Source organism: Actinokineospora lacus (genome assembly GCF_053813445.1).
Map to the genome: position 1 here is coordinate 302,190 of NZ_JBQERA010000005.1, position 24,525 is coordinate 326,714.

The window sequence follows — 24,525 nt, forward strand, 5'->3', positions numbered from 1 at the left end:
CTGTGGATGCCCACTCTGTGCGGCATGCTTGCCCCCGGGTGTTCCAGCCGTCCCGCGACCCTGGCCGACGCCGAGGCCATCCTCGGGCTGGTCTCGGCGTACAACGAGAAGGTCATCGGGTACGCCGATGTCACCCTCGACGACATCCGCACCGAGCTGGTGGAGCCGGGGTTCGCGCCGGAGACCGACTCCTGGCTCGTGCACGGCCCGGACGGCGGCCTGCTCGGCTACGGCTGGGCGTTCCGCAGGGGCGCGGGCGAGCAGGTCGACGTCGACGTCATCGCCACCGAGGCGTCCGTGGTCGAGTTCCTGTTCGACCGGGTGCTGGCGCGCGCCGAGGAGATGGCGCAGGGCGGGCCGCAGACCGTCGACATGGGCGTCTACCGGGCGAACGAGGCCATGCGCGCGGCCGCGCGGCGCCGCTCGTTCGCCCCGGCGACGGCCTTCCACCGGATGCGCGTCGACCACGACGGCCGGGGAGTCCCCCCGCCCGCCCTGCCCGCGGGCCTCACCCTCCACGCCGGACCCGGCGACGAGGACTTCCGGCGCGGCGCGCACGCGGTCCTGAACGAGTCGTTCAAGGACCACTTCGGCTGGCTGGCCAAGCCGTTCGAGGAGTGGCAGGCCACCCTGGACCTGGACCCGGCGTTCGACTGGTCCGGGCTCACCGTCGCCGAACTCGACGGCGAGCGGGTGGGCGTGCTGATCACCAACGGGCGGTTCGTCGAGGACGAGGACTGCGGGTACGTGGCCGCCCTCGGGGTCCTGGCCGGGGCGCGGGGCCGGGGCATCGGCGTGTCCCTGCTGCGGACCGCGTTCGCCGCCGACCGCGCGGCGGGCAGGCGCGGCACGATCCTGCACGTCGACACCAACAACACCACCCCGGCGCTGGGCCTCTACGAGCGCGCGGGCATGCGCCCGGTCCTCGTCATCGACGCCTGGCGCCGGACGGCGGGCCCCGCCCGCGGGAACTGACCGCCCCCCGGTAGCCGCTCTGCCTGAGCACTGGCCACCGCGTCCGAGGATGTCGTCCGACCGTTCGGGAGGGGCGGGTCCGCGACGCGGTCGCATCGGTGCGGGCAAGACGGCGTTGGAAACCGTCACCGAGCCGGGGCGTGGCGGGCTACTTGACTCGGCAAGTGCGGCCGATCGTGCACGAATCCTCAGCAAACAGCCCCCAGCACGCAAAAGAGCTTTCTTTCCTTGACCGTCGAGGTGTCCGTTTGAGCGTTGACCCTCGACAAGACCGCCTGCTAGAACGTGTGAGAGCGCTTACATGGGCCTCGGAGGAGTTTCCTTCGCCGAGGCTCTCGGCGCGCTGTCCCGAAGCCCTGCTCGAAGGAGAGCTCCCATGCGAATCCGCTCTGGAACGCACCCACCAAACGGAGTACGGCGGTCACGCACCATCGCCGCCCTGTCCGCTGCCGCAGTGGTGGGGGCGGTGGTGGTGCCGCTGTTGATGAACGCCGCGCCCGCGGGCGCGGCGAACGTGGGGGCGGGCAGCTACACCGAGACCCTGCCCGCCGGGGCGGCGCTGCCGCAGGCGTGCGGTGACCTGGCGACCAACCCGCGGCGGCACATGACCGCGAACGCGCCCGCCGGTCCGGTGCCGACGAACGACTGGTGGTCGTCACTGGTCTACAAGCGGCTCGACTGCTCCTTCTCCGACAACCTCATGGCGCACCCCTTCTCCTTCGACACCGTCGCAGGGGGACTCGGGGTCGACTACTCGACCACGCCGACCATCTCCGGGAACCCGAACTCGGTCGGCGAGTACCACTTCCAGTACGGCGCCGACTTCACCCTCGGCGTCGCCGGGCTCAACGCGACCACGTCCCGGGTCGACGGTTGGACCGACTGGACCGTCAGCCCGCACTGGTCCGACGGCTCGCGCACCCTGCGCACGACCATCGGCCACGGCTCGCCCTTCGTCTACGCGCGGGTGACCGGCGGCGACGCGCAGCTGAGCTTCGCGGCCGCGCCGTCGGTGTGGCTCAACAGCGGCAACCGGGTCGGCTTCCGCGTCGACGGGCACGACTACGTCGCCTACGCGCCCTCCGGTGCGGGGTGGTCGGTCGCGGGCTCCGCGATCCGGTCGAACCTGGCGGGCCGGGGCTACTTCAGCGTCGCCGTGCTGCCCGCCACCTCCTCCGACGCCGCCCGAGCCGCCCTCGCCGACTCCTACGGCGCCTACGCGCACAACCACATCACCGGCACCAAGGTGACCTGGAACTACGACGAGTCCGCCAGCGTCGTGCGCTCCACCTACGCCTTCACCACCCAGGCGCTGGAGGGCTCGACGTCCGGCACGGTCGTCGCGCTCTACCCGCACCAGTGGCAGAACCTCGGCGGCGGCAGCCCCATCGCCCAGACCTACACCTCGCCGCGCGGCCCGATGAAGGTCCTCGTCGGCGCGTCGTCGTTCACCACGAACATGCGCTACAACGGCGTGCTGCCCGAGATCCCCGCCGTCGGCATCACCGGCGCGGACCAGACGACCCTCAACGGCCTCCTCGACCAGGCCGCGCAGGGCGACCCGATGGCGGGCTTCAACAACGACACCTACTGGACCGGCAAGGCCCTCGGCCGCGCCGCCCGGCTGGCCGAGATCGCCGACCAGCTCAACCGCACCGACGTCCGCGACAAGATGCTGACCTCGATCCGCGCCCGGCTCACCGACTGGTTCACCGCGACCCAGGGCAAGTCGCAGCGGGTGTTCTACTACGACCGCAACTGGGGCACGCTGATCGGCTACCCCGCCTCCTACGGGTCCGACACCGACCTCAACGACCACCACTTCCACTACGGCTACTACATCGCCGCCGCGGCCACCCTGGCCAAGTTCGACCCGACCTGGGCGACCGACGCCCAGTACGGCGGCATGGTCGACCTGCTGATCCGCGACGCCAACAACTACGACCGCGGCGACACCCGCTTCCCGTTCCTGCGCGACTTCGACATCTTCGCCGGGCACGACTGGGCCGCCGGGCACGGGGCGTTCTTCGCGGGCAACAACCAGGAGTCCTCATCGGAGGGCATGAACTTCGCCAACGCCCTCATCCAGTGGGGCCAGGCGACCGGCGACACCGCGGTCCGCGACGCGGGCCTCTACATCTACACCACGCAGGCCAGCGCCATCCAGAACTACTGGTTCGACCCGCAGGACCAGGTCTTCCCGGCCAACTTCGACCACTCCACGGTCGGCATGGTCTGGGGTGACGGCGGCGCCTACGCCACCTGGTTCACCGCCGACCCGGAGAAGATCCACGGCATCAACATGCTGCCCATCACCGGCGGCTCGCTCTACCTCGGCCACAACCCGGCCTACGTCGAGCGCAACGTCCAGGAGATCCGGCGCAACTCCGGGAGCACGACACCACGCTCGTGGGCGGACATCATCTGGTCCTTCCAGGCGCTGTCCAACGCCGACGCCGCGCTGGCGGCGTTCCGGTCGACCAACTACGTCCCGGAGGAAGGCGAGAGCAAGGCGCACACGTTCCACTGGCTGCGCAACCTCGCCAGCCTCGGGCACGTCGACACCAGCGTCACGGCGAACACCCCACTGCACGCGGTGTTCACCAAGAACGGCGCGCGCACCTACGTCGCGACCAACCTCGGCCGCAGCGACCTGACCGTCCGCTTCTCCGACGGCCGGACGCTCGTCGTCGCCCCAGGCAAGACCGCGACCACCGGCGCGCACACCTGGTCCGGCGGCAACGCCGTCCCGGGCACCAACCCGCCGACCACCACCACGACGACCACACCCCCCACCACGACCACCACGCGGCCGCCGGTGACCACGTCCGTCCTCAAGCTGGTGAGCCCCAGCTCGCTGAGCGCGAACGACGGCACGAACGCGGTCTCGGACGTGATCGCCTCGGCGGGCGGCGCCAACCGCGACGGCACGCCCACCAACGCCCGCGTCTACACCGCCTGCAACATCACCGGCACCTACGACGCGGCCAAGTCCACCCGGTTCACGCTGCGGGTGGACGCCGAGACGCGCGTGGGCAACGGCGTGCAGGTCCGGGTTTCCTACGACCCCAACGGTTCCGGCAACTACTCGCGGACCGAGACCTACCGCTACTTCGCCACCGACCCGGTGACCGGCTGGGAGACCTACACCCAGGGCGTCGGCCTGCACTCGCAGACCGGCAGCCCGGCCAACCTGAGCCGGGGCTGCGTCAAGGTGGAGGTGTGGAGCGCCATCGGCAACGCCACCTCCATGCTGCGCACCAGCGCGACCGCGGCCCAGGGCAACCAGTCCACTGTGGAGATCCCGTACACCGTGTACGCGGGATAGCGGCCCGCTGATCGCTCGAGCTGACGCCCGGTCCCACCACCTCCGCGGTGGTGGGACCGGGCGTCACTGGTCCACAGTGGTGTCAGCGGTTGACTCCCGGCGCGCCCTCGCGATCTGAACCCTCCTCGACCGCCAAGGGCCTGCCTGAGTCTTGAACCTGCCCTGGCCACGCTTGGCAGCTATGCCTCCATCGACGCATTGACCTCAACCGCGGTTGAGCTGGTGGGCTGGTCGCCGTCCGCCCGAGACCAGAGAAAGCGAACCGCGATGGCGAACCGCACGACCACAGCTCCCTCTCCGGTGGACCGGCCGCCCCCGTTGACACTTCCGGTGGCCGCGTACAGCGCCGCCATCGTCGCTCTCACGACCAGGCTCGGCGACCCGGCCCCCGGCGCCATGGTCGGCGCCGGGCGCCTCACCGGCGCGGGCGCGGCCGTGGGAGTGGATGCCTTCACCGGACCTGCGGCTGCCCCCACTCGGCGTCGGCCTGCTCTGCCTCGTCCTGTCGATCGCTGTCGCCGTCTTGGTCCTCAGGCGCGCCGCGACGTCCCGGCGCGCCTGAGTCCCGAACGGAGGAGCGCCATCGTGCCCGCCAGCCCCGACGGCCACCTCACGATCGGTGAGGTCATCTGCCGGACTGGCGTGTCCGCCTCCGCCTTGCACTTCTACGAGCGCAAGGGCCTGATCTTCAGCGACTGCACCAGCGGCAACCAGCGGATCCCTCGTCAAGGCGCGAAGGTTCGGCCGGTTGAGCCGCCACTGTCACCTCGCCAACGTCGCCGGACACGGGATCATCCGCACCCGGCGCCCACCGCCCGCGCCCGACGCGGCGTCCCAGCGAGGGAGCCCACCCCATGGACCTGACCAAGTCGACCACCGCATTCCTGGCCTGCCACTGGGAGAACGACATCGCGGGGGCCGACGGCGCCTTCGCCCCCTTCTTCCGGGCCGAGGTCGAACGCCGCGGCGTCATCGAGGTGGCCAAGCGGCTGCTCGCCGGGGCCCGCGCGGCGGGCGTGCGCGTCGTCTACACCAGGGTCGCCTTCCAGGAGGGGCACAGCGACCTGGTCGCCAACGTCCCGCTCCTCGGGGTGGTGGCCCAGCAGGGCAGCCTGCTCGACGGCACCCCCGCCACCGCCATCCTCGACGAGCTCAAGCCCGAAGCGGACGACCTGGTCGTCACCAACCCCAAGGTCGGCGCCTTCGCCTCCAGCGACCTGGACGAGCGACTGCGCGCCGCCGGAATCGACACCCTGGTCCTCTTCGGCGTCGCCACCAACCTCACCATCGAGAGCACCGGCCGCGCGGCGGGCGACCTCGGCTACCGCGTGGTGATCGTCGAAGACGCCTGCGCGGCAGCGTCCCCCGAGGCCCACGCCGCCTCGATCGCCACCTTCGGCCTCCTCGGCGAAGTCGCCAACTCCGACGACATCCTCGCGGCGCTCTGACCCTCGCCATACACGCGTGTCCCGATGCAGGAGAAGCACGCGACTTGCTCCAGTTGTAGCTGTAGCAGGTCGGCACCGTGTCGAGCCGGTGCTCGCACTTTGCCTACTGGATGCCGCGATAATCACCCGTAAGCACTCTCGGCTGGTACGTGTGAGGGAATTTCACTCTTCGCGCGCGCGGAGGGTGATGCGTGAACAAGTGCGCACAATTGTCGGCGGCGTGTCGACAAACGCAGGTCGGCGACGTCTCGTGGTCCGCGGGACGGGGTTCGGCACTCCCGATCGGCCGAACGGGGGTGGACGCGCACGGTTGCGTACCCGTCGAATCGCGAGTTGCGTCGTTGATCGCTTTCTGTGCCTGGGGTAGCGTGCCGGAAGGGGACTGGCGGGCGACTCCACGTCTGGGGTGATGAACGCAACCACTCGCCGAAATGGATTCCGGCGTCTGTTCGGGTCCACGTTCTCGTTGGTTCCGCGGAACACGATTCGGCGGTCATATGCGGCCGCCCGTACGGGTGCGGAGGAACAATGGGCGGAGAAACGGGTGGCCTGCTGCCCGTCGAAAGGGTCGCGGACGCCGTGCCGTCATTGCGGCGGGTGGTACGCATTCCCGTGCGCGCCGGAAACCAGGGCAGCTGGGTCGGCGCGGATGTGGTGACCTTCTCCGGTCTGGCGGACGGATTGGAGCACCTGGCGCTGGTCTTCCGGGGATGGCAGGGAACACCACTGGTCAGGATGCACTCCGAGTGCCTCACCGGGGACGTCTTCGGGTCCGCGCGGTGCGACTGCGGACCCCAGCTGCACGAGGCGGTCCAAGTGGTGCGCGATGGCGGGGTGATCCTTTACCTGCGCCAGGAGGGCCGCGGGATCGGCCTTTACAACAAGCTCGACGCTTACCTGTTGCAGGACACCGGAATGGACACCTTCACCGCGAACCGCGAGCTGAACTTCGCCGACGACGCGCGTGACTACACCTCCGCCGCCCAGATGCTGTCCGCGCTCGACATTTCGGCGGTCAGGCTGCTGAGCAACAACCCGGACAAAGCGGAACAGCTGCGCAGGAATGGCGTCGAAGTGGTGGAGCTGGTGCCCACCGGGGTTTACCTGAACGAGAACAACCACCGATATCTGCGAGCGAAGGTCGAAATGGCTGGTCACCAGATCATGAACGTGGAGGAACTGCCGTGATTCAGCACCGGGGGCCGATCAGCGGGGTGGCCGCGTACAACGACTCCTACGTCCTGACGGCCGGGTATGACAACCAGGTGATCCTCTGGCGCCAATCGGACAAACAGCCGCTGGCGCGCTGCTGGCACGACCACCTGGCCAACCAGGCGACCTTCTCCCCGGACGGCCGTTACGCGCTGACCTCGTCGTCGGATTACGGCGCCCGCCTGTGGACCGTGCCCGACCTGCGCCTGGTGGCGGTGTTCGCCGATCAGGACGACGACGTCGAGATGTCGGTGTTCCACCCCCGCAGGCAGTGGGTGGCGACCGCGTCCCGTGACCACCGCGTCCGGGTCTACGACTTCACCGGGGCACTGGTGTGCACGATGGTCGGCCACACGGCGGACGTGATCTCGGTGGAGTGGGCACGCGACTCCGACGAGCTGGTCTCCTCCAGCGATGACGGCACGATCAAGCGGTGGTCGGCGCCTTCCGGCAGGCTCCTGGACGACCTCGACATGGCCGGGGTCGAGACCGACACCATCGCGATCTCCTCCGACGGCACCATCTTCGCGGGCAACGACGACGGCGAGGTCATCGTCGTGCGCGGCGGCGACCGCGAGGTCATCCCCGCGCACGAGGCTGGGATCAAGCGGCTCGTGCTCGATGACGCGCGCGGGCTGATGGTCAGCCTGAGCTACGACCGCACCATGCGGCTGTGGGACGTCACCGGCGGCACCCCCGTTCCCAGCGCGACCACGGGCCTGCCCGCTGACGTGTGGCCGAGGTCCTGCGCGTTCGCAGGCACGTCGTCGCTGGTGTTCGCCACCTTCGGGGCCACGTACCGCGCCTACGACTACCGGTCTGGGGTCTGGGAGGACACGCCCATCGAGCCGACGTACGGGTACAACGCGGTGCTGCCGGAGTCATGCGGGTCGGTGCTCGCCGTCGGCGACGCGGGCATCGTCTGGCGCGACGGGGTGGAGATCGCGCGCACCGGCAGCCTGTGCAACTTCCTGACCGCGGCGCCAGGCACGGTGTTCGCGGGCGGGCAGCTCGGCACGGTGTTCGATGCGCTGACCGGCGCCGAGCTGCACCAGCACCGCTCGCCGCTCAACTGCGGGGTGGGCTTCGAGCGCGAGGGGGTCACCCACGTCGTTGTCGGCGCCTACACGGGCGAGGGCCTGCTGTTCCGGGTGCCGAGCCCGGGAACCGTCGAGTACGTGCGCGACCTTCGGCTCAACGGCAACGCCGTCAAGGGTGTCGCGGTGTCTGGCGACTACTTGTTCGCCGTCGCCGCCGACGCCAGCGCCACTTGGTATCGGATATCGACGCTGGAGCACGTGGAGACCGTTGACGACGCCCACGACCGCATCGCCAACGGCTGCGCGGGTCTGGGCGGGGGCTGGTTCGCCAGCGTCAGCCGGGACCTCACGCTGCGGATCTGGTCCCCGGACCGGACCGCCGAGGTGCTCAGCACCCCGCACCCGAACTCGATCAAGTGCGTCGCCGCCTCCGACGACGGCCGCTACGTCGCCACCGCGGGGTACGCAGGCCTGGTTGCGGTGTACGACCGCGCGGCGCGCTCCTGGCTGCCCACCTCCCGGCCCACGACCTCGGGCATCTCCTCGATCGCCTATGACGCCGACGGCGCGCGGTTCGTGGCGGCCTCCTACGACGGCCGCGCGTACCCGGTGGCCATCTGATGGTGGCCATCGGGTACGCCCGAACAGGCGCCGTCGCGGGCACCGGGTACCACGTGGCGGCGGGCGGCGGTGGGGTGTGGCTGACCCGGGCCCGCGCGGACGGGCCGCTCGTCACCAGGAAGTGTGCGTCCACAGTAGACAGAAGTGCCGCGGCTCTGCCCGAGGGGGCACGGGGAGACGGTTCCGAGGAGGGCACAGGTGGGTGAGCACGAGGTCGGCGTCACCGCGCGCGATCGGATCGGCGCGGTCGCACTGGTCGACGCCGACATCAACGCGTTGACCGACAGGGCGGCGATGGGCCTGCCCAACCACTACCTCCCCCCACGGGCCGAGCGAACCGTGCCCGCGGCCGAGGACCTGACCGCCGAGCCGACCGGGCTTTCCTCCAGGGTGGGTGACCCGGCGCTGCCGCTGGAGCGCAGGCTGGCCGCCGGCGTGCTGCTGGCGCTGCTCGGCGACCCGAGGACCCCGGACCTGGACCCGCCGATGGTCGAGGTGCCCGCCGGGGTGCTCGCGATGGGCACGCCCGAGTCCGATGTGGACTCCCTGCACCGGGAGAGTGAGCGCTTCGGCGTGCGGCGCGACTGGATCGCCAAGGAGTGCCCGCGCCACGACCGCGCCGTGTCCGCCTTCCGGATCGCCGAGTACCCGGTGACCAACGCCCAGTACGCCCGGTTCCTCACCGAGACCGACGAGTCCGAGCTGCCCAGCTCGTGGCTCTACGGGCGGTACCACCCCGCCGTGTCCAACCATCCCGTCTACACCGTGACCCCGGAGGCGGCCGACCGGTACGCGGCCTGGCTGGCCGCCCGCACCGGCAGAGCGTTCCGGCTGCCCACCGAGGCGGAATGGGAGTACGCGGCGGGCGGCGCTGACGGCATGCGCTACCCGTGGGGCCAGGACTGGGCGCAGGACAGGGCGAACACCCTGGAGACCGGCCTGCTGGGCACCACCCCGGTCGGCGCGTTCCCCGAGGGCCGGTCCTGGGCTGGGGCCGCCGACATGGCGGGCAACGTCGAGGAGTACGTGTCCGACCGCTACCAGCCGTACCCGGGTGGCGTGCTGGTGCGCGACGACCTGTACCGGCGCATGGGCCACTACCGCATCGCGCGCGGCGGGGCGTTCAACCGGTTCCGGGACTTGGCGCGCAACCAGCGCAGGCACGGCCCGTACCCGAGGTCTCTCTACGCGATGGGCTTCCGGCTCGCGGAGGGCGGTGCCTGATGCGGGTGCTGCACGTGCACTGGACGGCGCTGCCGACCACGGGCGGGGTCGAGGCGCACTGCGCCGCGCTGATCCGCCAGCTCGGCGAGGTGGGCGTGGACGCGGGCCTGCTCTCCGGAACCCGCGACCCGCTGGTCGGCGAGTATCTCCCGGCGCTGACCCTGGGGGAAGCGCCGACCGGCGCGGAGGTCGCCAACCTTGTCGACCGCTGCGCCGAGGCAGACGTGGTGCACCTGCACAACCCGCAGTGGCACAAGCCGGACGTGGCCGAACACCTGGCGCGGGGCTTGGCCGGTCGCGGTGTCCAGGTCGTCTTCGACCTGCACAACATCGACGCCAACGACACCCAGTGGGAGTTCCTCCGCGGGCTCTCCGCCGAGTACGTCGTGCACTCCCGGTTCGTCGCCGACCAAGTGGTCGCGCACGTGCCGGGGGTTCGCGCGACGGTGCTGCCGCTGGCGATGAACCGGGTGAAGACCGACTACGAGCTTCCCCGCCCGGGAGCGGTCACCGTGCTGCAGCCGACCAGGCTGACCACGTGGAAGGGCTCGGACCTCGTGCTGCGCGCCGTGGTCACCCTGCTCGGCGACGGCGACGGCGACGGCGACCTCGGGCTGGTGCACGCGGGCACCCGCCACCTGGTGTGGCCCACCGGTATCGACGAGTCCCTGATGGCCGCCGTGGCGCCGTGGCGTGAGCGCGGCCGGATCGCCTTCACCCACTACTCCCCGGCCGAGAGCTGGGCGGCGATCGCCGCGGCCGATGTGATCACCCACCCGACCGCTGACCGCGGCGCGCACGGGGAGCCGTTCTCCCTCGCGGTCGCCCAAGCGGTGATCTGCGGGAAACCCGTGGTGGCTTCCGATTCCGGCAACCTCCCGGCGCTGCTGGCCGACTACTCCGCCGCGACGCTCGTGCCCGCGGGGGATCAGGCGGCGCTGACCGCGGCGCTGGCCGAGGTCGTCGCCGCGCCCAAGGCCGCGGGCACCGCCGCCGACGCCGCGCTCGCCGACCGCCTCGCCGCCGCGTTCGCCTCATCGGGCGCCCGGCACCTGGAGTTCTACCGCGGACACCCCCGATGACCACCGGCACACCAGCGGCTTCCCGGAAGGACAGCACAACCATGCCCACGCCGATCATCCTCGACTGCGACCCAGGGCACGACGACGCCTTCGCCATCCTGCTCGCCGCGGGCAGCGACCGGATCGACCTGCTGGCCGTCACCACCGCCGCGGGCAACCAGAGCGTGGCGAAGTCGACCCTCAACGCCCGGCACGTGCTCGGCCTGGCCAAGGTTTCCGGCGTCCCGGTCGCCCAAGGCGCGGGCACCCCGCTGTTCGGCGGGGACGGGCGCGCCGAGGGCGACCGGTACGGCGGGGGCGACGTGCACGGCGAGACCGGGCTCGACGGGTGGGAGTTCGACCAGCCGACGGTGCCGCAGGATCCCAGGGACGCCGTCGCCCTCATGGCCGACGTGCTCTCCTCGACCGACGAGCCGGTCACGGTGGTGGCGACCGGGCCGCAGACGAACGTCGCGTCGCTGCTGCTGGCCGCCCCGCACCTCAAGCCCGCGGTCAAGGAGATCGTGTGCATGGCCGGATCGACGCACCGGGGCAACTTCCTGCCCTACTCCGAGGCGAACGTGCTGTTCGACCCCGAGGCGGCTACCGTCGTGCTGGCCAGCGGAATCCCGGTCACCTACGTTGGGCTCAACGTCACCCACCAGGCGCTGGTCACCCCTGAGGTGCTGGCCCGCATCGGCGCGGTGCCCCGGCTCGGCGAGGTCGCCGACGCGCTGCTGCGGTTCCGCTCCGGCACCTACGACGGGATCTGGTCCATGCCGGACTCTCCACTGCACGACCCGGTGGCCGTCGCCCTGCTCATCGACCGCGACCTGGTCACCACGCAGCGGGCCAACGTGGTCGTCGAGGTGCACGGGCGTTACACCCGTGGCGCCACCGTGATCGACCTGCTCGGGGTGACCGACCGCGAGCCCAACGCCGACGTGGCCGTCGGGCTGGACGTCCCCCGGTTCTGGGACCTGCTCGTGGGCACCCTCACCGGGCTGGCGTGATCACGTGGAACAGGAAATGATCATGGACATGGACCCTGTCGGAGGCGTCGCGCACCACGCGGCGGAGAACGCGCCCGCAGCCTGGCTGTCCGCCGCCGAGCCCTACCGGCTGCGCTTCGGCCACGAGTTCGCCTCGTTCACCCTGTTCACCGCCGCCCAGCTGGCCGACCTCGGGGCGCCCCGCGACCTGCTCGGGCTGACCGTCGCCACCGAGTCCGACCCCAGCGTCGTCGACGACCTGGCCGAGGCGACCAAGGTGGCCAACCTGGCCGAGCAGACCGTCGCCGACCGCACCGTCTACCGGGACGCGCTGCTGCGCATCTACGCCAAGCTGCCGGTCCGCGCCGACGAGCTGACCCGAGGCGACGTCCTCTGCGTCGGGCCTGAGCGCGAGGGCAGGCAGCTGGCCCAGGACCTCGGCGCGCTGCCCGCCGGTCGCTCGCTCACCCCGTCGGCCAAACGCATCGGGTACGAGGGCGGCATCCTGGTCGGGATGAGCGCGCTGCCCGCCGCGACGGGACACCGCCACTGCGTCGTCATCGACGGGGTCGTGGCCAGCGGCGCCACCGTGATGGCCCTGATGCGGTCACTGCCGCGCGGGGTCGAGCGGGTCACCCTGCTCACCGCCCAGTCCACCGCAGCGGGAGCGCGCGCCGTGCTGGGCTTCGGCACCCGCCTGGGACTGCGCACCGAAGTCGTCGTCGGTGTGGTCAGCGGCGTGCTCGACGAGAGCTTCTACGCCCACGACGAGCGCGACCGCGACCTGGTCGTGCTTGGCGATGTCGGCGACACGATCAGCGGGCTCGGTGCGGGAGGGACGGCATGACGGCGGCGTACTCCGACGCGCTGGACGAGGCGCTGGCCTACCTCGGCGACTGCGGGCCGGAGTGGGGACCGGGGGTGAGTAACCACGGCCCGATGGCGGCCGAGGCGCTGGTCGCGCTGGGCAGGCCGGAGGCGGTGACCGCGTTCGTCGACGGGTACCGGCCACTGCTGTACCGGGAGGGCCCGGCCGCGTCCGAGCCGATCGACGAGCGCACCTGGCGGCCCGCCCTGGGCAACATGCGGCTACTCGGCGACTGGACCGCCTTCTTCCGCGCCCGGCTCGCCGAGGCCCCCTGGCAGGACGTGCTGGCGCTCTGGTGGCCCAGGCTGCTCCCCGGCCTGCCTGCGGGCGGCGGCCACGGCGTCATCCGCACGGGGCATGCGGTGCGGGCGTTGGCCGCGGGCGGCACCGCGCAGCGGCTCGACGAACTGGCCAGGGGCATGGGCTACTGGGCGGCCCGATACCAGACGGTGCCCGGGACTCAGCGGTTCGCCGGTGGGCGCGGGCTGCGCGAGGCGTGGGACGCGGTCCCGAGGGTGCCGACCGACCAGGGCATCAACGAGATCTTCCGCATCCGGCTGGAAGCGCTGGAGCTGGTGCCGGAGTTCGGCGCGGTGGTCGACGGCGCCGAGCGCCCCGCCGACCCGCACTCGGCGCTCAGCGCCATCACCGCGCTGGCCGGGCACGGCTACATGACCGACCAGCACCGCAAGTACATGGGATTCGTGCACGCGCTGACGGCCCCCGCCGCGGTGCGGCTCGTGCTGCCGCACCTGCCCGTCGAGCAGCAGTGGGCCAGTGTCGCCGCGGCCTGGCAGTTCACCGCGGCGATCCGCGCGGTCTACGGGACCGGGCACCGCGATCCCGAGGCCGACGTGCGGGTGCTCGACTACGACACGCTCATCGACCGAGCCATCGCGACGGGCGACCCGCACGCGATCAAGTACGTAGAGGCATGCAGGAGAGAGGACGCCCTCGCCAGTGACCCGATCTACGCCACCGCCGCCACAGACTGGATCCGGCGGATGGAGGACGGCACCTGGGTCGAGTGAGCCGTGGTGGCAGGACGCGCTGGTCTACCACGTGTACCCGCGCAGCTTCGCCGACTCCGACGGCGACGGCGTCGGCGACCTCGACGGGATCACCGGCAGGCTCTACCACATCGCCTCGCTGGGCGCGGACGCGGTGTGGCTGTCCCCGGTGTTCCGCTCCCCGATGCGCGACTTCGGCTACGACGTGGCCGACCACACCGCCGTCGACCCGGTCTTCGGCGACTTGGCTGCGCTGGACCGGCTGGTGCGGTCCGCGCACGCCGCGGGCCTGCGCGTGCTGCTGGACTTCGTGCCCAACCACACCTCCGACCTGCACCCCTGGTTCGCGGCGAGCCGCTCCGCGCGGACCGACCCGCACCGGAGCTGGTACGTCTGGCGCGACCCCGCCCCGGGAGGGGGTCCGCCGAACAACTGGCTGAGCACCTTCGGCGGCCCGGCGTGGACCTTCGACCAGACGACCGGGCAGTACTACCTGCACTCGTTCCTCCCGCAGATGCCGGACCTGGACTGGCGCGAGCCCGCGGTGCGCGCGGCGATGGCCGACGTACTGCGGTTCTGGCTGGACCGCGGTGTCGACGGCTTCCGCATCGATTGCGCCGCCAGCATCGGCAAGGACCCGCTCCTGCGCGACAACCCGGCGGCCCCGCCCGGCAGTCTCACCATGCACCGGCCGCTGGCCGAGTACGACTCCCAGTCGCATGCCCACGACACCGGCCACTCCGACGCCCACGACTGGTACCGCGAGCTGCGCGCCCTGGTCGACGGCTACCCCGGCGACCGGCTGCTGGTCGGCGAGGTGCACCAGCGGGACCCGGCGGCGTGGGCGGCCTACTACGGCCGCGACCTGGACGGGATCACCCTGCCGCTCGCGTTCGGCCTGCTCGCCTGCCCGCCCGCCGCGGCCGACGTCCGCGCCGCGGTGGCGGCCACCATCGGGGCCGTGCCCGACGGCGCGGTCGCGTGCTGGGTCCTGGGCAGCCACGACGAGCGGCGACTGGTCTCCCGGGTTGGTCCGGAGCTCGCCAGGGTGTTCGCGGTCCTGCTGCTCACGTTGCCCGGGGCCGCGGTGCTGTACTACGGCGACGAGCTGGGCCTGCCCGACGTGCTGCTGCACGGGGGCGAGGTCCGGGACCCGTGGGCGCGGGTGCACCCCGACCTGGGCCGCGACCCGGCCCGCGGCCCGGTGCCGTGGACGCGCGATGACCCGGGCCGTGGCTTCACCACCGGTGAGCCGTGGCTGCCGCTGCCCAGCGCGGCCTGCGTGGCCGAGCAGGAGGTGGACCCGCGCTCCGCCCTCGCCCTGACTAGGGCGCTGGGCGCGGCCAGGGCGAGCTGGGCGACGCTGCGCGCGGGCGGGCTGGAGTTCCTCGACCTCGGCGACCCGGACGTGCTGGCCTACCGCAGGATCCACCCCGGCGAGCCCACCGCGGTCGTGCTCCTCAACTTCGGCGGCGGACGGGCCACTGTGGAACTGCCTGCGGGGACGTGGGCGCCTGTGATAGACAGCGAGCTGGTCGGCACGGACCGTGTTCGCGCGGTCACTGGGCACGTCGACATCAATCCGAGGGCGGGGTTCGTGTTCCGGGAACGGGGGCAGGCATGACCGGCGACGTGGGCGCGGACACCGCGGGGGTGCGCGCTCCGAGCGGGCTTGTGGGGACGCCCCGCCTCCTCGCCGGGTTGGCGCTGTCGCAACTGCTGGTGGCGCTGGACTTCTCCATCATCTATGTGGCGCTGCCGACCATCGGTGACGTGCTGAACTTCAGCGCGGTGTCGCTGCAATGGGTCGTCAGCGCCTACGGCGTGTTCTTCGCCGGGTTCCTGCTGCTGGGTGGGCGCCTGGTCGACGTGCTGGGGGCGGGGCGGGTCTTCGTCGCCGCGCACGCGCTGTTCACGCTGGCCGCGGTCGTCGCGGGCGCGGCGCCGAACGACACGGTGCTGATGGTCTGCCGCGCGGCGCAGGGCGTCGGCGCGGCGCTGCTCGCCCCGGCCACGCTCGGCCTGCTGCACGCGCACTACCCGTCCGGCCCCGCGCGGGACCGGGCGTTGGCGGTCTGGGGCACCACCGGGGCTATGGGTCTGGCGCTGGGCGTGGTCGTCGGTGGTGTGCTGCTGGCGGTGGCGTCTTGGCGCTGGGTCTTCTGGATCACCTTCCCGGTGGCCGCGGTGTGCGTGCTGCTCGCCTGGCGCGCCGCGACGCGCGGTGCGCCCCGGCGGTCCGGGCGCCGAGTGAACCTGCCCAGCGCCGCGGCGGCCACCGCGGCGGTCAGCGCGATCAGCCTGGCGTTCACCGAGCTGGCGACCCCGGAACCGACCCTGTGGGTGGTCGCCCTCTGCGCGGTGGTCGCCGTGGTGCTCGGGACGCTGTTCGCGGCGGCGCAGCGGCGCGGCGCGGACCCGCTGATCCCGCTCGCGCTGCTGCGCACCCGGTCGCTGCGCGGCGCGTGCGCCATCGCGGCGCTGTTCATGGCCAGCCTGGGCGCGGAGTTCTACCTGGTGACCCTGTACCTGCAGCGCGAGCTGGACCTGGGCGAGCTGGCATCGGGCATCGGGTTCCTGCCGCTCGCGCTGGCCGTGGCGATCGGCAACGCCGTCGCCGGGCGGCTGGCGGGCCGGTGGTCGCCCGCCACGCTGCTCGGGGTGGCCTTCGGGATCGGCGCGGTGGGCTTGGCCGGGCTCGCGGTGGGGGCTGGGGCGGGGGACTACTGGCTCGGTGTGCTGCCCGGACTGCTGGTCAGCGGGCTCGGCCAAGGCATCGCGTTCACCGGCATGTTCATCGCGGGCACCCGGGACCTGCCCGCTGCCGCCGAGGGCACCGGCAGCGCGATGATCACGGCCGCCCAGTACACCGGCGGCGCGGTCGGGCTGGCCCTGCTGGTGTGGGTGCACGGCAGCGCGCCCGACGCCACGACCCTGGCCTGGGCGTACGGGGTCACCGCGGTGATCGCGCTGCTGGCCCTGCCGGTGGCCGCCACGCTGCGGCGCGGACGGGGGCGGGCGTGACGCGATCCGGGGCGGCGGGCAGGCTGGACACGGCGTTCGGCCTGGCCGAGCGTGGCACGACCGCGCGGACCGAGGTCCTCGGCGGGGTCTCGACGTTCCTGGCGATGTCCTACATCGTGCTGGTCAACCCGGCCGTCCTCGCCCAGGGCGGCATCCCGTGGGGTGCGGCGTTCACCGCGACCGCGCTCATCGCCGGGCTGGCCACCATCGCGATGGGGCTCTGGGCACGGCTGCCGTTCGCGGTCGCGCCGGGCATGGAGATCAACGCCCTGGTGGTGTTCTCGGTCATCGGCGTGCACGGGTTCACCTGGCAGCAGGCCCTCGGACTGGTGCTGTGCTCTGGTGGGCTGATGGCCGCGGTAACCGCCATGGGGTGGCGCGCGGCGGCGATCGCGGCGATCCCCGGCCCGGTGCGCACCGGGCTGGTGGCCTGCGTCGGGATCTTCATCGGGCTGGTCGGGCTCCAGGTGTCCGGTCTCATCGGCGGCGACTGGCCCGGGGTGCTGGCGAGCCCCGGGGCGATCGCGCTGTACCTGGGCTTCGGCGTCAGCTGGCTGCTGCGCGCGATCCGGTTCCGGGCCGCCGTGCTCGTCGGCATCGCGGTGGCCGCGGGCTATTGCGCCATCGTCGGGCTCCGCGCCGACCCGCCGCGGGCCGGGGACGCCACGGCGGGGCTGTTCGCCCTGGACCTGACGGCCTTCGCCCAACCGGCGGCCTGGGGCGTGGTGCTGATGCTCTTCGCCATCGACTTCTTCGGCAGCGTCGCCAAGCTGGTCGGACTGTCCTGCGGCACCCCGATCCAGCGCAACGGCGAGGTCCCTGGCATGGGACGCGCGCTGCAGGTGGACAGCGTGGCCACGATGGGCGGGGCGGTGGTCGGCTCCACCAGCTTCGTGACGTTCGTGGAGAGCGGGGTGGGCATCCGCGCAGGCGCGCGCACCGGGCTCGCCTCGGTGGTGACCGGGGTGCTGCTGCTCGCCTGCCTGGTGCTGGCGCCCGCGCTCACCTGGGTTCCCGCGGTGGCGGCGTCCGGCGCGCTGCTCCACGTCGCGCTGACCACGCTGCCGCGCCCGGCCGAGTTACAGGCCGCGGGGGCGGAGGCGGTGCTGGTCGTGGTCGTGATGGCAGTGGTCACCATGATCACTTTTGCGCTGGACCAGGCCCTGCTGGCCGGGCTGGTGGTTCACCTGGTCGCGGGAGCGGTGCGCGGGCAGCGGCCCGCCGTGCCCGCGCTGGTGGTCTCCGGGCTGCTGGCCGCGAGCACAGCGATGCAGTACTGGGCGTGACCGAAGTCGGGGACGCCATGAGGAACGAAGTGCAGAGAGGACGCGACGTGACCGACGACGAGATCGGTGTGCTGCTGGACCGGGTCGAGCAGCCGGGGGGCGTGCCCGAGCGGCTGGCCGCTCAGATCCGGTTCATCGTGGAGATCGACAAGCTCAAGACCGTGCTGCGCCGCAGCACGCTGCTGGCCGATGACCGCAGGGAGAACGACGCCGAGCACTCCTGGCACCTCGCGATGATGGTGCCCCTGCTGGCTGAGTACTCCGACGAGCCCATCGACGTTGGCCACACCGTCGAGCTGGTGCTGCTGCACGACCTGATCGAGATCTACGCGGGCGACACGTTCCTCTACGACACCGCCGCCCAGCACGACCAGGAGGAGCGCGAGCAGGCGGCCGCCGACCGCCTCTTCGCCCTGCTGCCGGAGGACCAGGCCACCCGGCTGCGCGCGCTGTGGGACGAGTTCGAGGACCGCAAGACCGCCGAGGCGCGCTTCGCCAAGGCGATGGACCGGCTCCAGCCGTTGCTGCTCAACTACAACAACAAGGGCGGCACCTGGAAGACTCCCGGGGTCACCGACGCCGACGTGCTGCGCCGCAAGTCGGTCATCGGCGACGCCTCGACCGAGCTGTGGGGCTACGCCCGCTCCCTGATCGAGCACGGCGCTGACCGCGGTTGGGTGCCCAAGGCCGAGTCCGGCTGATCCACGCGAGGCGGGCCGCCGCCTGCCCGACGCGACGGCTGAGGGGGAGCCAGGTGTGACCAGGACCCGGCAGGTGCGCGACGAGACCGGGCGCGTCGTGGTGACCAGGGATGACACCGCGCACGTCGTCCGGTGCGCCGAGGCGGCGTGGGGCCGCCGGGCGCACGCCCCGTCCCGGTTCCCCGCCGCGGTGACCGCGCTGTACCGCGACTTCGGTCTCCGGGTCAGGGCGGAGCTGCGCACGGCGCTGGCGCACCCGGCCGGGACACGGGTCGAGGACTGGGACGCCGTGGCGTTGCGCCGGTTCGTCATGGCCGCCGCGGGGACCGGCCGGGTGGTGAGCCTGGACCCCTTGGTGGAGGAGGGTTCCGCGCTGCGGCTCTCCCGCGGTTTCCTGCCCGGCGGGGTGCGCCAGGTCGGGTTGGTCGCCCGCCCCGGGGCGCCGGACCTGGACGCGCAGCTCGCCGCGCTGGCCGAGGGTCCCGCCCGGGCGGGGTGCGTGCTGCTCGACGACGACACCTACACCGGCGCCACCCTCGGCGCGGTCCACCGGATGCTGGCCGACGCGGGGATCCCGGTGCTGCGGGCGGTGTGCGGCATCAGGGTGCGGGAGGCCCGCGGCCCGGAACCGGCGTTCCCGCTGACCTCCGCCGTGGAGTACCGCATCCCGCCGGGCGCCCGGGACCTGGTGCAGGTGGCCGACCCGCGCAGCTTCCTGTTCGGTGTGGACGGACTGGTCGTGCGCGCCGCGGACGGTGGCTGGCTGCGCGTGCCGTACTGCGGCCCGTTCGTGAGCGCGCGGGCCAGGCTTGGCGTCCCCGTCGAGCGGGAGGCGGCGTTCGCCGAGGGCGTCGTCGCGGCGAACCTGGCCTTCCACACTGGTCTGGACCGCCTGGTCGATGGCGTGCTGCGCGTGGCGGATCTGCCGTTCCCCGTGGTGGGCGACCCGGACGAGCGGGTCGTCGACGTCCTGGGCGAACTCGCGACCGTCCGCGACGGCGTGCCCGCCCGATGAGGCGCCGATGGCCAGGCCACCGGGCCTCTGCCCGCTGCGCGGGCGCCCCTGTCCGCTCACCTGCGCGCGGCGTGCAGCATCCTCAGCATCAGCTCGATGTCCGCCAGTGCCTCCTTGCCACTGGTCAGCGGTTGCCGCCCGGTCGTGACGCAGTCGTGGAAGTGGATCAGTTGGTTGCGGAACGCCTCGCTGTGGGAGCCGACCACCGCCCGCTGGACGAGACCGCGGCCGTCCTCGTCGACGGTCGAGGTGCGCAGGACGGCGGGGAAGTCGCGCTGGAACGGGTTGGTCACCGACAACTCGACCACCTTCTCGGCGGACCACACCGCGAGCCCCTCGTCGAACAGGGGCAGGTCGATCTTGCTGCCCTGGAACACGCATTGCGTGCCGCCGGGGTAGAGCAGCATCGCGGTGAACGTGGCGCCGTCGGCCGACGCGATCGCGTGCACCTCCGATGGCGGTGCGGGGAAGGCGGCGCGCAGCAGGTTGATGTCGTGGCTCCACACGCCGAACATGTCCATGTACGCCTCCAGCAGGTGCGCGGGCGCCGGGCCGAACTCGGCGGCGATGCGCGGCCTCCTGGGGTCATCGGTGGACCGCGCGGCCGGGCGGACGATGTCGGGCCGCAACTCGGGGATGATCCAGTTCCCGTAGTCGGGGCCGACGACGACATGGGCGCGGGCCAGCACGGGGGCGCGCAGGCCCGCGATCTCGCGCAGGGCCATCCGCACCCCGCTGTCGTAGCGCTTCATCAAGCCGACCATGAGCACCACGCCCGCCGACTCCGCCATGGCGACCAGGCTCCTGCCCTCCGCCAGGGTGTGGCACAGCGGCTTCTCCGTGAACGTGTGCAGCCCCCGCGCCAAGGCCGCCACGGCGGGCTCGTAGTGGTCCTGGGTGAGCACAAGGACGGCGTCGAGCCGTTCGGCGTCGAGCATGGCCCCCACCGACCCGTGCGCGGCAGGCACGGCGAACCGCTCGGCAACCGCGCGCGCCAGGTCGATGTCGAGATCGCACACCGCGGCCACCGAGAACAGCTCCGGCAGCTCCTTGAGGTACGGCAGGTGCGTGAGCTGGGCGATCATCCCGCACCCCACCACGCCCACCCGCACCATCACCCGCTCCTCTCGATCGACGTCCTGGCCAGCCCCAGCAGCAGTTCCGCGGCTCCCGCCGCGCCGGGCGATCGGGCGACCGCCCACGCCGACGCCCGGATCCCGGGTGGGATGTGGGCATCGGCGACGAACCCGCAGCGGACCCCGGATTCCGGCGGGACCCAGTCGGATTCGGAGTTCCCGACCATGACCACGCCACGGCCCGACGCGGCCAGCTCGGTCAACGCGGCCGCCTTGCCCGCCCGCAGCCGCGAATACGGGTGCACCCCCAGGAAACCGTGCCGCGGAGCCGGGTCTGTCGACACCACGTGATTCCTTGACCGCGCCCACGCCCGCACGGCCTCGGCGGACCGCGTCACCGCGTCGGCGTCGGCGAACAGGCTGATCGACGCCTGCCGACCGGACCCGAACGCCCACGCGCCCGCGGGCACCGGGGCGCCGCCGAACTCGGGCGAGAGGCGGGAAGGCAACCGGCGCCGCCACCCGTTGGCCTCCCCGAGCACCGCGCGCGCCTCGGCGAGGCCGGGGAAGGCGACGCGCACCTGAGGCGGTCCACCGACCCGCACCAAGTTCCCGTTCTCGGCGACGACGGGGAAGGCCGCCGGGAGGCCCAGCGCGCCGCGGCCGAAGGCGTCCAAGGCGGCGAGCGGGGAGTCCGAGCACAGACCCACCTCGAAGCGCCCGCGCAGCGCCGCCGCCGCCTCCCGCACCACGGACAGCGAACCGTCAGCCACCGCCATGCTCCCTGACGGCACGAGGGTGCCGTTGACGTCGAGCAGAACCACGTCCCGGTTCACCGCGCACCCCGTGCCAAGAGTCCACAAGAGATCGTGCTGACGCGCGCTCCGCGGTCCCACAGACCGACAGCGGGTCCGCTCGGCCTCCCGGGGACGCCGTGCCGCGCGGCCCGCCCGTTCACAGCCGCTCCCTGACCACGGTCAGCCTGGTTCGCTCGACCTCGCGCCCGCCGTCCAGCACGACCTCCACCGGCATCGGGTGGTGGTGGAACAGGACCAGGCCGAGCCCGAGCCCGTAGGCGCCGACGTTCGGCACCGTGATCCGGTCGCCCACGGCGGGCTCGGGCAGCCGTGCGTGACGGGCCCAGACGTCGAGCGGGTGCAGCAGCGGACCGGCCAGGGTCCAGTCCTCTGTGTCCGCGCCCTTGCCCGCGAGCACCCGAGGCTCGACGGCGTCCTCCCGACCGAGGCCCGCGATGCCGCCGAGGTGGTGCGTGCCGGAGTCCAGGATGGCGAAGGCCGTCCCGCCGGAGCGCTTGACGTCGAGCACAGTGGTGACCAGCGCGCCGCAGGACGCGGTCAGGTGGCGGCCGGACTCGAAGGCGATCCGAGGCGTGCCCGCCCGCCAGTCCGCGACCTCGCGGTCGAGCAGCTCACCGAGCCGCTCGGCGAGGTCCGGGAACTCCGGCAGCGGTCCCGGCCGGGCGTACGGGGCGCCGAAACCGCCACCGAGGTCGAGCACGGCCGGGTCCAGCCGGAGGGCCCCACACGCCTGCGCCGCCGCCCCGAGCGCGTGCTCGAAGACCCCGAACAGGGCATCGGTCGTGCCGAGGTTGCTGCCCAGGTACAGGTGCATGCCCGTCACGGCGGCGCGTGGCCGGTCGGCGAACGCCTCCGGCTCGGCGGCGACCCAGGCCAGGTCGACCCCGAACTTGGACGCCCCGCCGGTCATCGCCAGCCCGACGCCGCGCGGTGGCTCCGGGTGGTTGACGCGCAGGAGAGCGCGCAGCCCCGTGCCCGTCTCGGAGCCCAGCCGGTCGAGCTGGTCGAGCGCGACGGGGGAGTCGACCGAGAACAGCCGCACCCCGCGGACGACCGCGAACCGGATGTCCTGGTCACGCTTTCCGGGGCCGGTGTAGAGCACGTCCGCGGCACTGAACCCCGCGGCGAGCGCGGCGGTCAGCTCGCCGGTGGAGCTGACCTCCGCCCGGCACCCCAGGGCGGACAGGCAGGCGAGCACCGCGGGATGCGCGTTCGCCTTGAGCGAGTAGTACAGAGTGCTCGGCTCGGGCAGCGCGGCGCTCAGCTGCCGGTGGGCGGTGCGCACCGCGTCGAGCTCGTAGATGTAGCAGGGCGTGTCGACCGCGGTCACCTGGTCTCCTCCAGCCTCCGGTGGGAAGTCCGTTCGACCAGCGCCGCGAGTTCACGGGGCAACAGGTCGGCGAGCACGGCCAGGTCGGGCATGAGGCGGGCGTCGGCGGTCAGGCAGACCTCGAAGCGGTCCTGCTCGGACAGCGCGGCGGCGAACAGCCCGGTGCCGTGGCAGATGCTGCCCGCCGCGTACAGCGACGTGACTCGCGCTTCCAGCAACTCCCGGGGCCTGCTGGAGCCGCGCACCGAGGACGCGACGACGCTGTACGGCGGCCGGGGCAGGGGAGCCACGCCGATGGCGTGGGCGATGGCCAATGGCCCGGTGAACAGACCAGCCGCGCGCGCCGCCTCCAGTCGGGGACGGGCCGCCATCGCGGCCTTGGCCGCCCTGCTGCCCGCGCGCACCTGCCGCAGCCGGGCGGCCGGGTCCGCGATCGAGGTCCCCAGCTCCACGACGATCAGGGTGAACGTGTTCGCCGCGCGAGCGTCTCCCTCGGCGCGCAACGACATCGGCACGCCCGCAGTGAGGTCGAACCGGGGCAGTTCCCCCCGACTGTCCAAGTAGGAGCGAAGCGCGCCGCCGAGCACGGTGAGGTAGACCTCGTTGACTGTGCAGCCCGCGTGCGCGGCCACGCGCCGCACCGCAGGGAGCGGCAGCACCCTGTTCTCGACCGCTCGGCGGGGTCCGATCGCGCCGTTGAGCGCCGGGACGGCGGGGACCCCGTAGGGCGCCGCGCCACCGCGCACCGCGGCGAGCGCTGCGCGGCACGCGTGGGCGGCCATCCGCCGCAGCGGCGCGGGCGGGGGACCTGTGGTGGTGGGCGGCTCCCGGAACACCCAGGGAGGGGTGTCTATGCCCGAGTCGAACATGCGGTCGAGGCGCACAAGGAACCCCTGGGCGTCGGCCAGGGCGTGGTGGACCTTGAACACGAGCCCGACCTCCTGCCCGGCGCGCAGCACGTGTGCCTCCCACAGCGGACAGCGGGGGTCGAGCGCGGTGGAATGGAGCCGGGTCACGGCCGCGGCGAGGTTGGTCACCTCGGCGGTCCTGACGTGGTGTGCGCGGTCGATGGCGGCTTCCGGCACGGCCGCCCAGCTCCCGAGCCACGCCCGCAGCGGGCCGTTGGTGGCGCGGAAGTGGAACGGCGGCGCGACGGGGCCCGCGGCGCGGAGACCGCGCACCACCTCATCGGTGAACGCCGAAGGGCGTCGGGGCTCCAGCAGGCACACCACGCTGAAGTGCTGCGCGGTGTCCGGGGTGTCGAAGGCGAAGAACGACCGCTCCGCGGCGGACATCCTCCGCCCGCCTCGGCTCCGGGCACGGCGCATCGTGTTCCGCCCCCCAGTCGGTCTCGCGGCGCGTTGTCGGTCGGATCCGGAATGGGCGGCCGCGGTGGATTTCACCCGTTCGATGGCCTACGTCACGGCATCGGACTTCCGAAACGGCACGCCTCTGATCCCCCGATCCCACCAACCTCACGACCCGTGATTCGAGGT

20 protein-coding genes are annotated in these 24,525 nt (G+C 72.6%); 16 read left to right on the forward strand and 4 right to left on the reverse strand.

From position 1 onward, the window contains the following. The first annotated feature begins 24 nt into the window (after positions 1-24). The 16 genes from ACTG9Q_RS14695 to ACTG9Q_RS14770 all read left to right on the forward strand — a co-directional run bounded on the left by ACTG9Q_RS14695 (position 25) and on the right by ACTG9Q_RS14770 (position 19,805). Positions 25-975 (forward strand): GNAT family N-acetyltransferase, encoded by a 951-nt coding sequence (locus ACTG9Q_RS14695; protein WP_455573312.1) that lies wholly within the window; start codon positions 25-27, stop codon positions 973-975. Between the two features lie 466 nt (positions 976-1,441). Beyond that, entirely contained in the window at positions 1,442-4,303 is a 2,862-nt protein-coding gene (locus tag ACTG9Q_RS14700) for a glycosyl hydrolase (RefSeq protein ID WP_455573313.1), read from the forward strand. Positions 4,304-4,888: 585 nt separating this feature from the next. After that, positions 4,889-5,167: a MerR family DNA-binding transcriptional regulator gene (locus tag ACTG9Q_RS14705; protein WP_455573314.1), complete on the forward strand. Its 279-nt coding sequence runs from the start codon at positions 4,889-4,891 to the stop codon at positions 5,165-5,167. Then, a complete protein-coding gene (locus ACTG9Q_RS14710; RefSeq protein WP_455573315.1) occupies positions 5,158-5,751 on the forward strand; it encodes an isochorismatase family cysteine hydrolase in 594 nt (197 codons plus the stop codon). The genes ACTG9Q_RS14705 and ACTG9Q_RS14710 overlap by 10 nt, the downstream gene beginning before the upstream one ends. Before the next feature lie 528 nt (positions 5,752-6,279). Further along, a complete protein-coding gene (locus ACTG9Q_RS14715) occupies positions 6,280-6,939 on the forward strand; it encodes a GTP cyclohydrolase II (RefSeq protein ID WP_455573316.1) in 660 nt (219 codons plus the stop codon). Continuing rightward, a complete protein-coding gene (locus ACTG9Q_RS14720; RefSeq protein ID WP_455573317.1) occupies positions 6,936-8,624 on the forward strand; it encodes a WD40 repeat domain-containing protein in 1,689 nt (562 codons plus the stop codon). Before ACTG9Q_RS14715 ends, ACTG9Q_RS14720 begins: the two co-directional genes overlap by 4 nt. Before the next feature lie 198 nt (positions 8,625-8,822). Beyond that, positions 8,823-9,848, forward strand: a complete 1,026-nt coding sequence (locus ACTG9Q_RS14725) for a formylglycine-generating enzyme family protein (RefSeq protein ID WP_455573318.1) — start codon at positions 8,823-8,825, stop codon at positions 9,846-9,848. Further along, on the forward strand, positions 9,848-10,930 hold the full coding sequence (locus tag ACTG9Q_RS14730; RefSeq protein ID WP_455573319.1) for a glycosyltransferase family 4 protein: 1,083 nt from the start codon (positions 9,848-9,850) through the stop codon (positions 10,928-10,930). The genes ACTG9Q_RS14725 and ACTG9Q_RS14730 overlap by 1 nt, the downstream gene beginning before the upstream one ends. Before the next feature lie 41 nt (positions 10,931-10,971). After that, entirely contained in the window at positions 10,972-11,922 is a 951-nt protein-coding gene (locus tag ACTG9Q_RS14735; RefSeq protein ID WP_455573320.1) for a nucleoside hydrolase, read from the forward strand. Positions 11,923-11,950: 28 nt separating this feature from the next. Next, positions 11,951-12,748, forward strand: a complete 798-nt coding sequence (locus tag ACTG9Q_RS14740) for a hypothetical protein (protein WP_455573321.1) — start codon at positions 11,951-11,953, stop codon at positions 12,746-12,748. Continuing rightward, complete coding sequence (locus ACTG9Q_RS14745) at positions 12,745-13,800, forward strand: questin oxidase family protein (RefSeq protein ID WP_455573322.1); 1,056 nt, start codon at positions 12,745-12,747, stop codon at positions 13,798-13,800. The genes ACTG9Q_RS14740 and ACTG9Q_RS14745 overlap by 4 nt, the downstream gene beginning before the upstream one ends. 31 nt (positions 13,801-13,831) lie before the next feature. Further along, the gene (locus tag ACTG9Q_RS14750; protein ID WP_455573323.1) at positions 13,832-15,403 is read left to right on the forward strand and encodes an alpha-amylase family glycosyl hydrolase; all 1,572 of its coding nucleotides are present in this window, start codon (positions 13,832-13,834) and stop codon (positions 15,401-15,403) included. Continuing rightward, positions 15,400-16,803 carry an MFS transporter gene (locus ACTG9Q_RS14755; RefSeq protein ID WP_455573324.1) on the forward strand — a complete coding sequence of 468 codons (1,404 nt, stop codon included), beginning with the start codon at positions 15,400-15,402 and terminating at the stop codon, positions 16,801-16,803. Before ACTG9Q_RS14750 ends, ACTG9Q_RS14755 begins: the two co-directional genes overlap by 4 nt. Continuing rightward, complete coding sequence (locus ACTG9Q_RS14760; protein ID WP_455573325.1) at positions 16,800-18,089, forward strand: solute carrier family 23 protein; 1,290 nt, start codon at positions 16,800-16,802, stop codon at positions 18,087-18,089. The genes ACTG9Q_RS14755 and ACTG9Q_RS14760 overlap by 4 nt, the downstream gene beginning before the upstream one ends. 47 nt (positions 18,090-18,136) lie before the next feature. Beyond that, positions 18,137-18,790: an HD domain-containing protein gene (locus ACTG9Q_RS14765; RefSeq protein ID WP_455573326.1), complete on the forward strand. Its 654-nt coding sequence runs from the start codon at positions 18,137-18,139 to the stop codon at positions 18,788-18,790. A gap of 55 nt (positions 18,791-18,845) precedes the next feature. After that, on the forward strand, positions 18,846-19,805 hold the full coding sequence (locus ACTG9Q_RS14770) for a hypothetical protein (RefSeq protein ID WP_455573327.1): 960 nt from the start codon (positions 18,846-18,848) through the stop codon (positions 19,803-19,805). Between the two features lie 56 nt (positions 19,806-19,861). Here the strand turns inward: ACTG9Q_RS14770 and ACTG9Q_RS14775 are convergent, their stop codons facing one another. From ACTG9Q_RS14775 to ACTG9Q_RS14790, 4 genes are all read right to left on the reverse strand, one after another. After that, positions 19,862-20,920 carry a Gfo/Idh/MocA family protein gene (locus ACTG9Q_RS14775; RefSeq protein WP_455573328.1) on the reverse strand — a complete coding sequence of 353 codons (1,059 nt, stop codon included), beginning with the start codon at positions 20,918-20,920 and terminating at the stop codon, positions 19,862-19,864. Continuing rightward, positions 20,920-21,717: a hypothetical protein gene (locus ACTG9Q_RS14780; protein WP_455573329.1), complete on the reverse strand. Its 798-nt coding sequence runs from the start codon at positions 21,715-21,717 to the stop codon at positions 20,920-20,922. The genes ACTG9Q_RS14775 and ACTG9Q_RS14780 overlap by 1 nt, the downstream gene beginning before the upstream one ends. 118 nt (positions 21,718-21,835) lie before the next feature. Beyond that, entirely contained in the window at positions 21,836-23,029 is a 1,194-nt protein-coding gene (locus ACTG9Q_RS14785) for a type III PLP-dependent enzyme (RefSeq protein ID WP_455573330.1), read from the reverse strand. After that, positions 23,026-24,324 carry a wax ester/triacylglycerol synthase domain-containing protein gene (locus tag ACTG9Q_RS14790; protein WP_455573331.1) on the reverse strand — a complete coding sequence of 433 codons (1,299 nt, stop codon included), beginning with the start codon at positions 24,322-24,324 and terminating at the stop codon, positions 23,026-23,028. Before ACTG9Q_RS14790 ends, ACTG9Q_RS14785 begins: the two co-directional genes overlap by 4 nt. Between the last annotated feature and the right edge of the window lie 201 nt (positions 24,325-24,525).

What these genes read in the sequence shown, in the direction of transcription:
- ACTG9Q_RS14695 (WP_455573312.1), top strand. Translation starts at nt 25, where the DNA reads ATGCTTGCCCCCGGGTGTTCCAGCCGTCCCGCGACCCTGGCCGACGCC.
- ACTG9Q_RS14710 (WP_455573315.1), top strand. Translation starts at nt 5,158, where the DNA reads ATGGACCTGACCAAGTCGACCACCGCATTCCTGGCCTGCCACTGGGAG.
- ACTG9Q_RS14715 (WP_455573316.1), top strand. Translation starts at nt 6,280, where the DNA reads ATGGGCGGAGAAACGGGTGGCCTGCTGCCCGTCGAAAGGGTCGCGGAC.
- ACTG9Q_RS14730 (WP_455573319.1), top strand. Translation starts at nt 9,848, where the DNA reads ATGCGGGTGCTGCACGTGCACTGGACGGCGCTGCCGACCACGGGCGGG.
- ACTG9Q_RS14735 (WP_455573320.1), top strand. Translation starts at nt 10,972, where the DNA reads ATGCCCACGCCGATCATCCTCGACTGCGACCCAGGGCACGACGACGCC.
- ACTG9Q_RS14740 (WP_455573321.1), top strand. Translation starts at nt 11,951, where the DNA reads ATGGACCCTGTCGGAGGCGTCGCGCACCACGCGGCGGAGAACGCGCCC.
- ACTG9Q_RS14745 (WP_455573322.1), top strand. Translation starts at nt 12,745, where the DNA reads ATGACGGCGGCGTACTCCGACGCGCTGGACGAGGCGCTGGCCTACCTC.
- ACTG9Q_RS14755 (WP_455573324.1), top strand. Translation starts at nt 15,400, where the DNA reads ATGACCGGCGACGTGGGCGCGGACACCGCGGGGGTGCGCGCTCCGAGC.
- ACTG9Q_RS14775 (WP_455573328.1), bottom strand. Translation starts at nt 20,920, where the DNA reads ATGGTGCGGGTGGGCGTGGTGGGGTGCGGGATGATCGCCCAGCTCACG.
- ACTG9Q_RS14790 (WP_455573331.1), bottom strand. Translation starts at nt 24,324, where the DNA reads ATGTCCGCCGCGGAGCGGTCGTTCTTCGCCTTCGACACCCCGGACACC.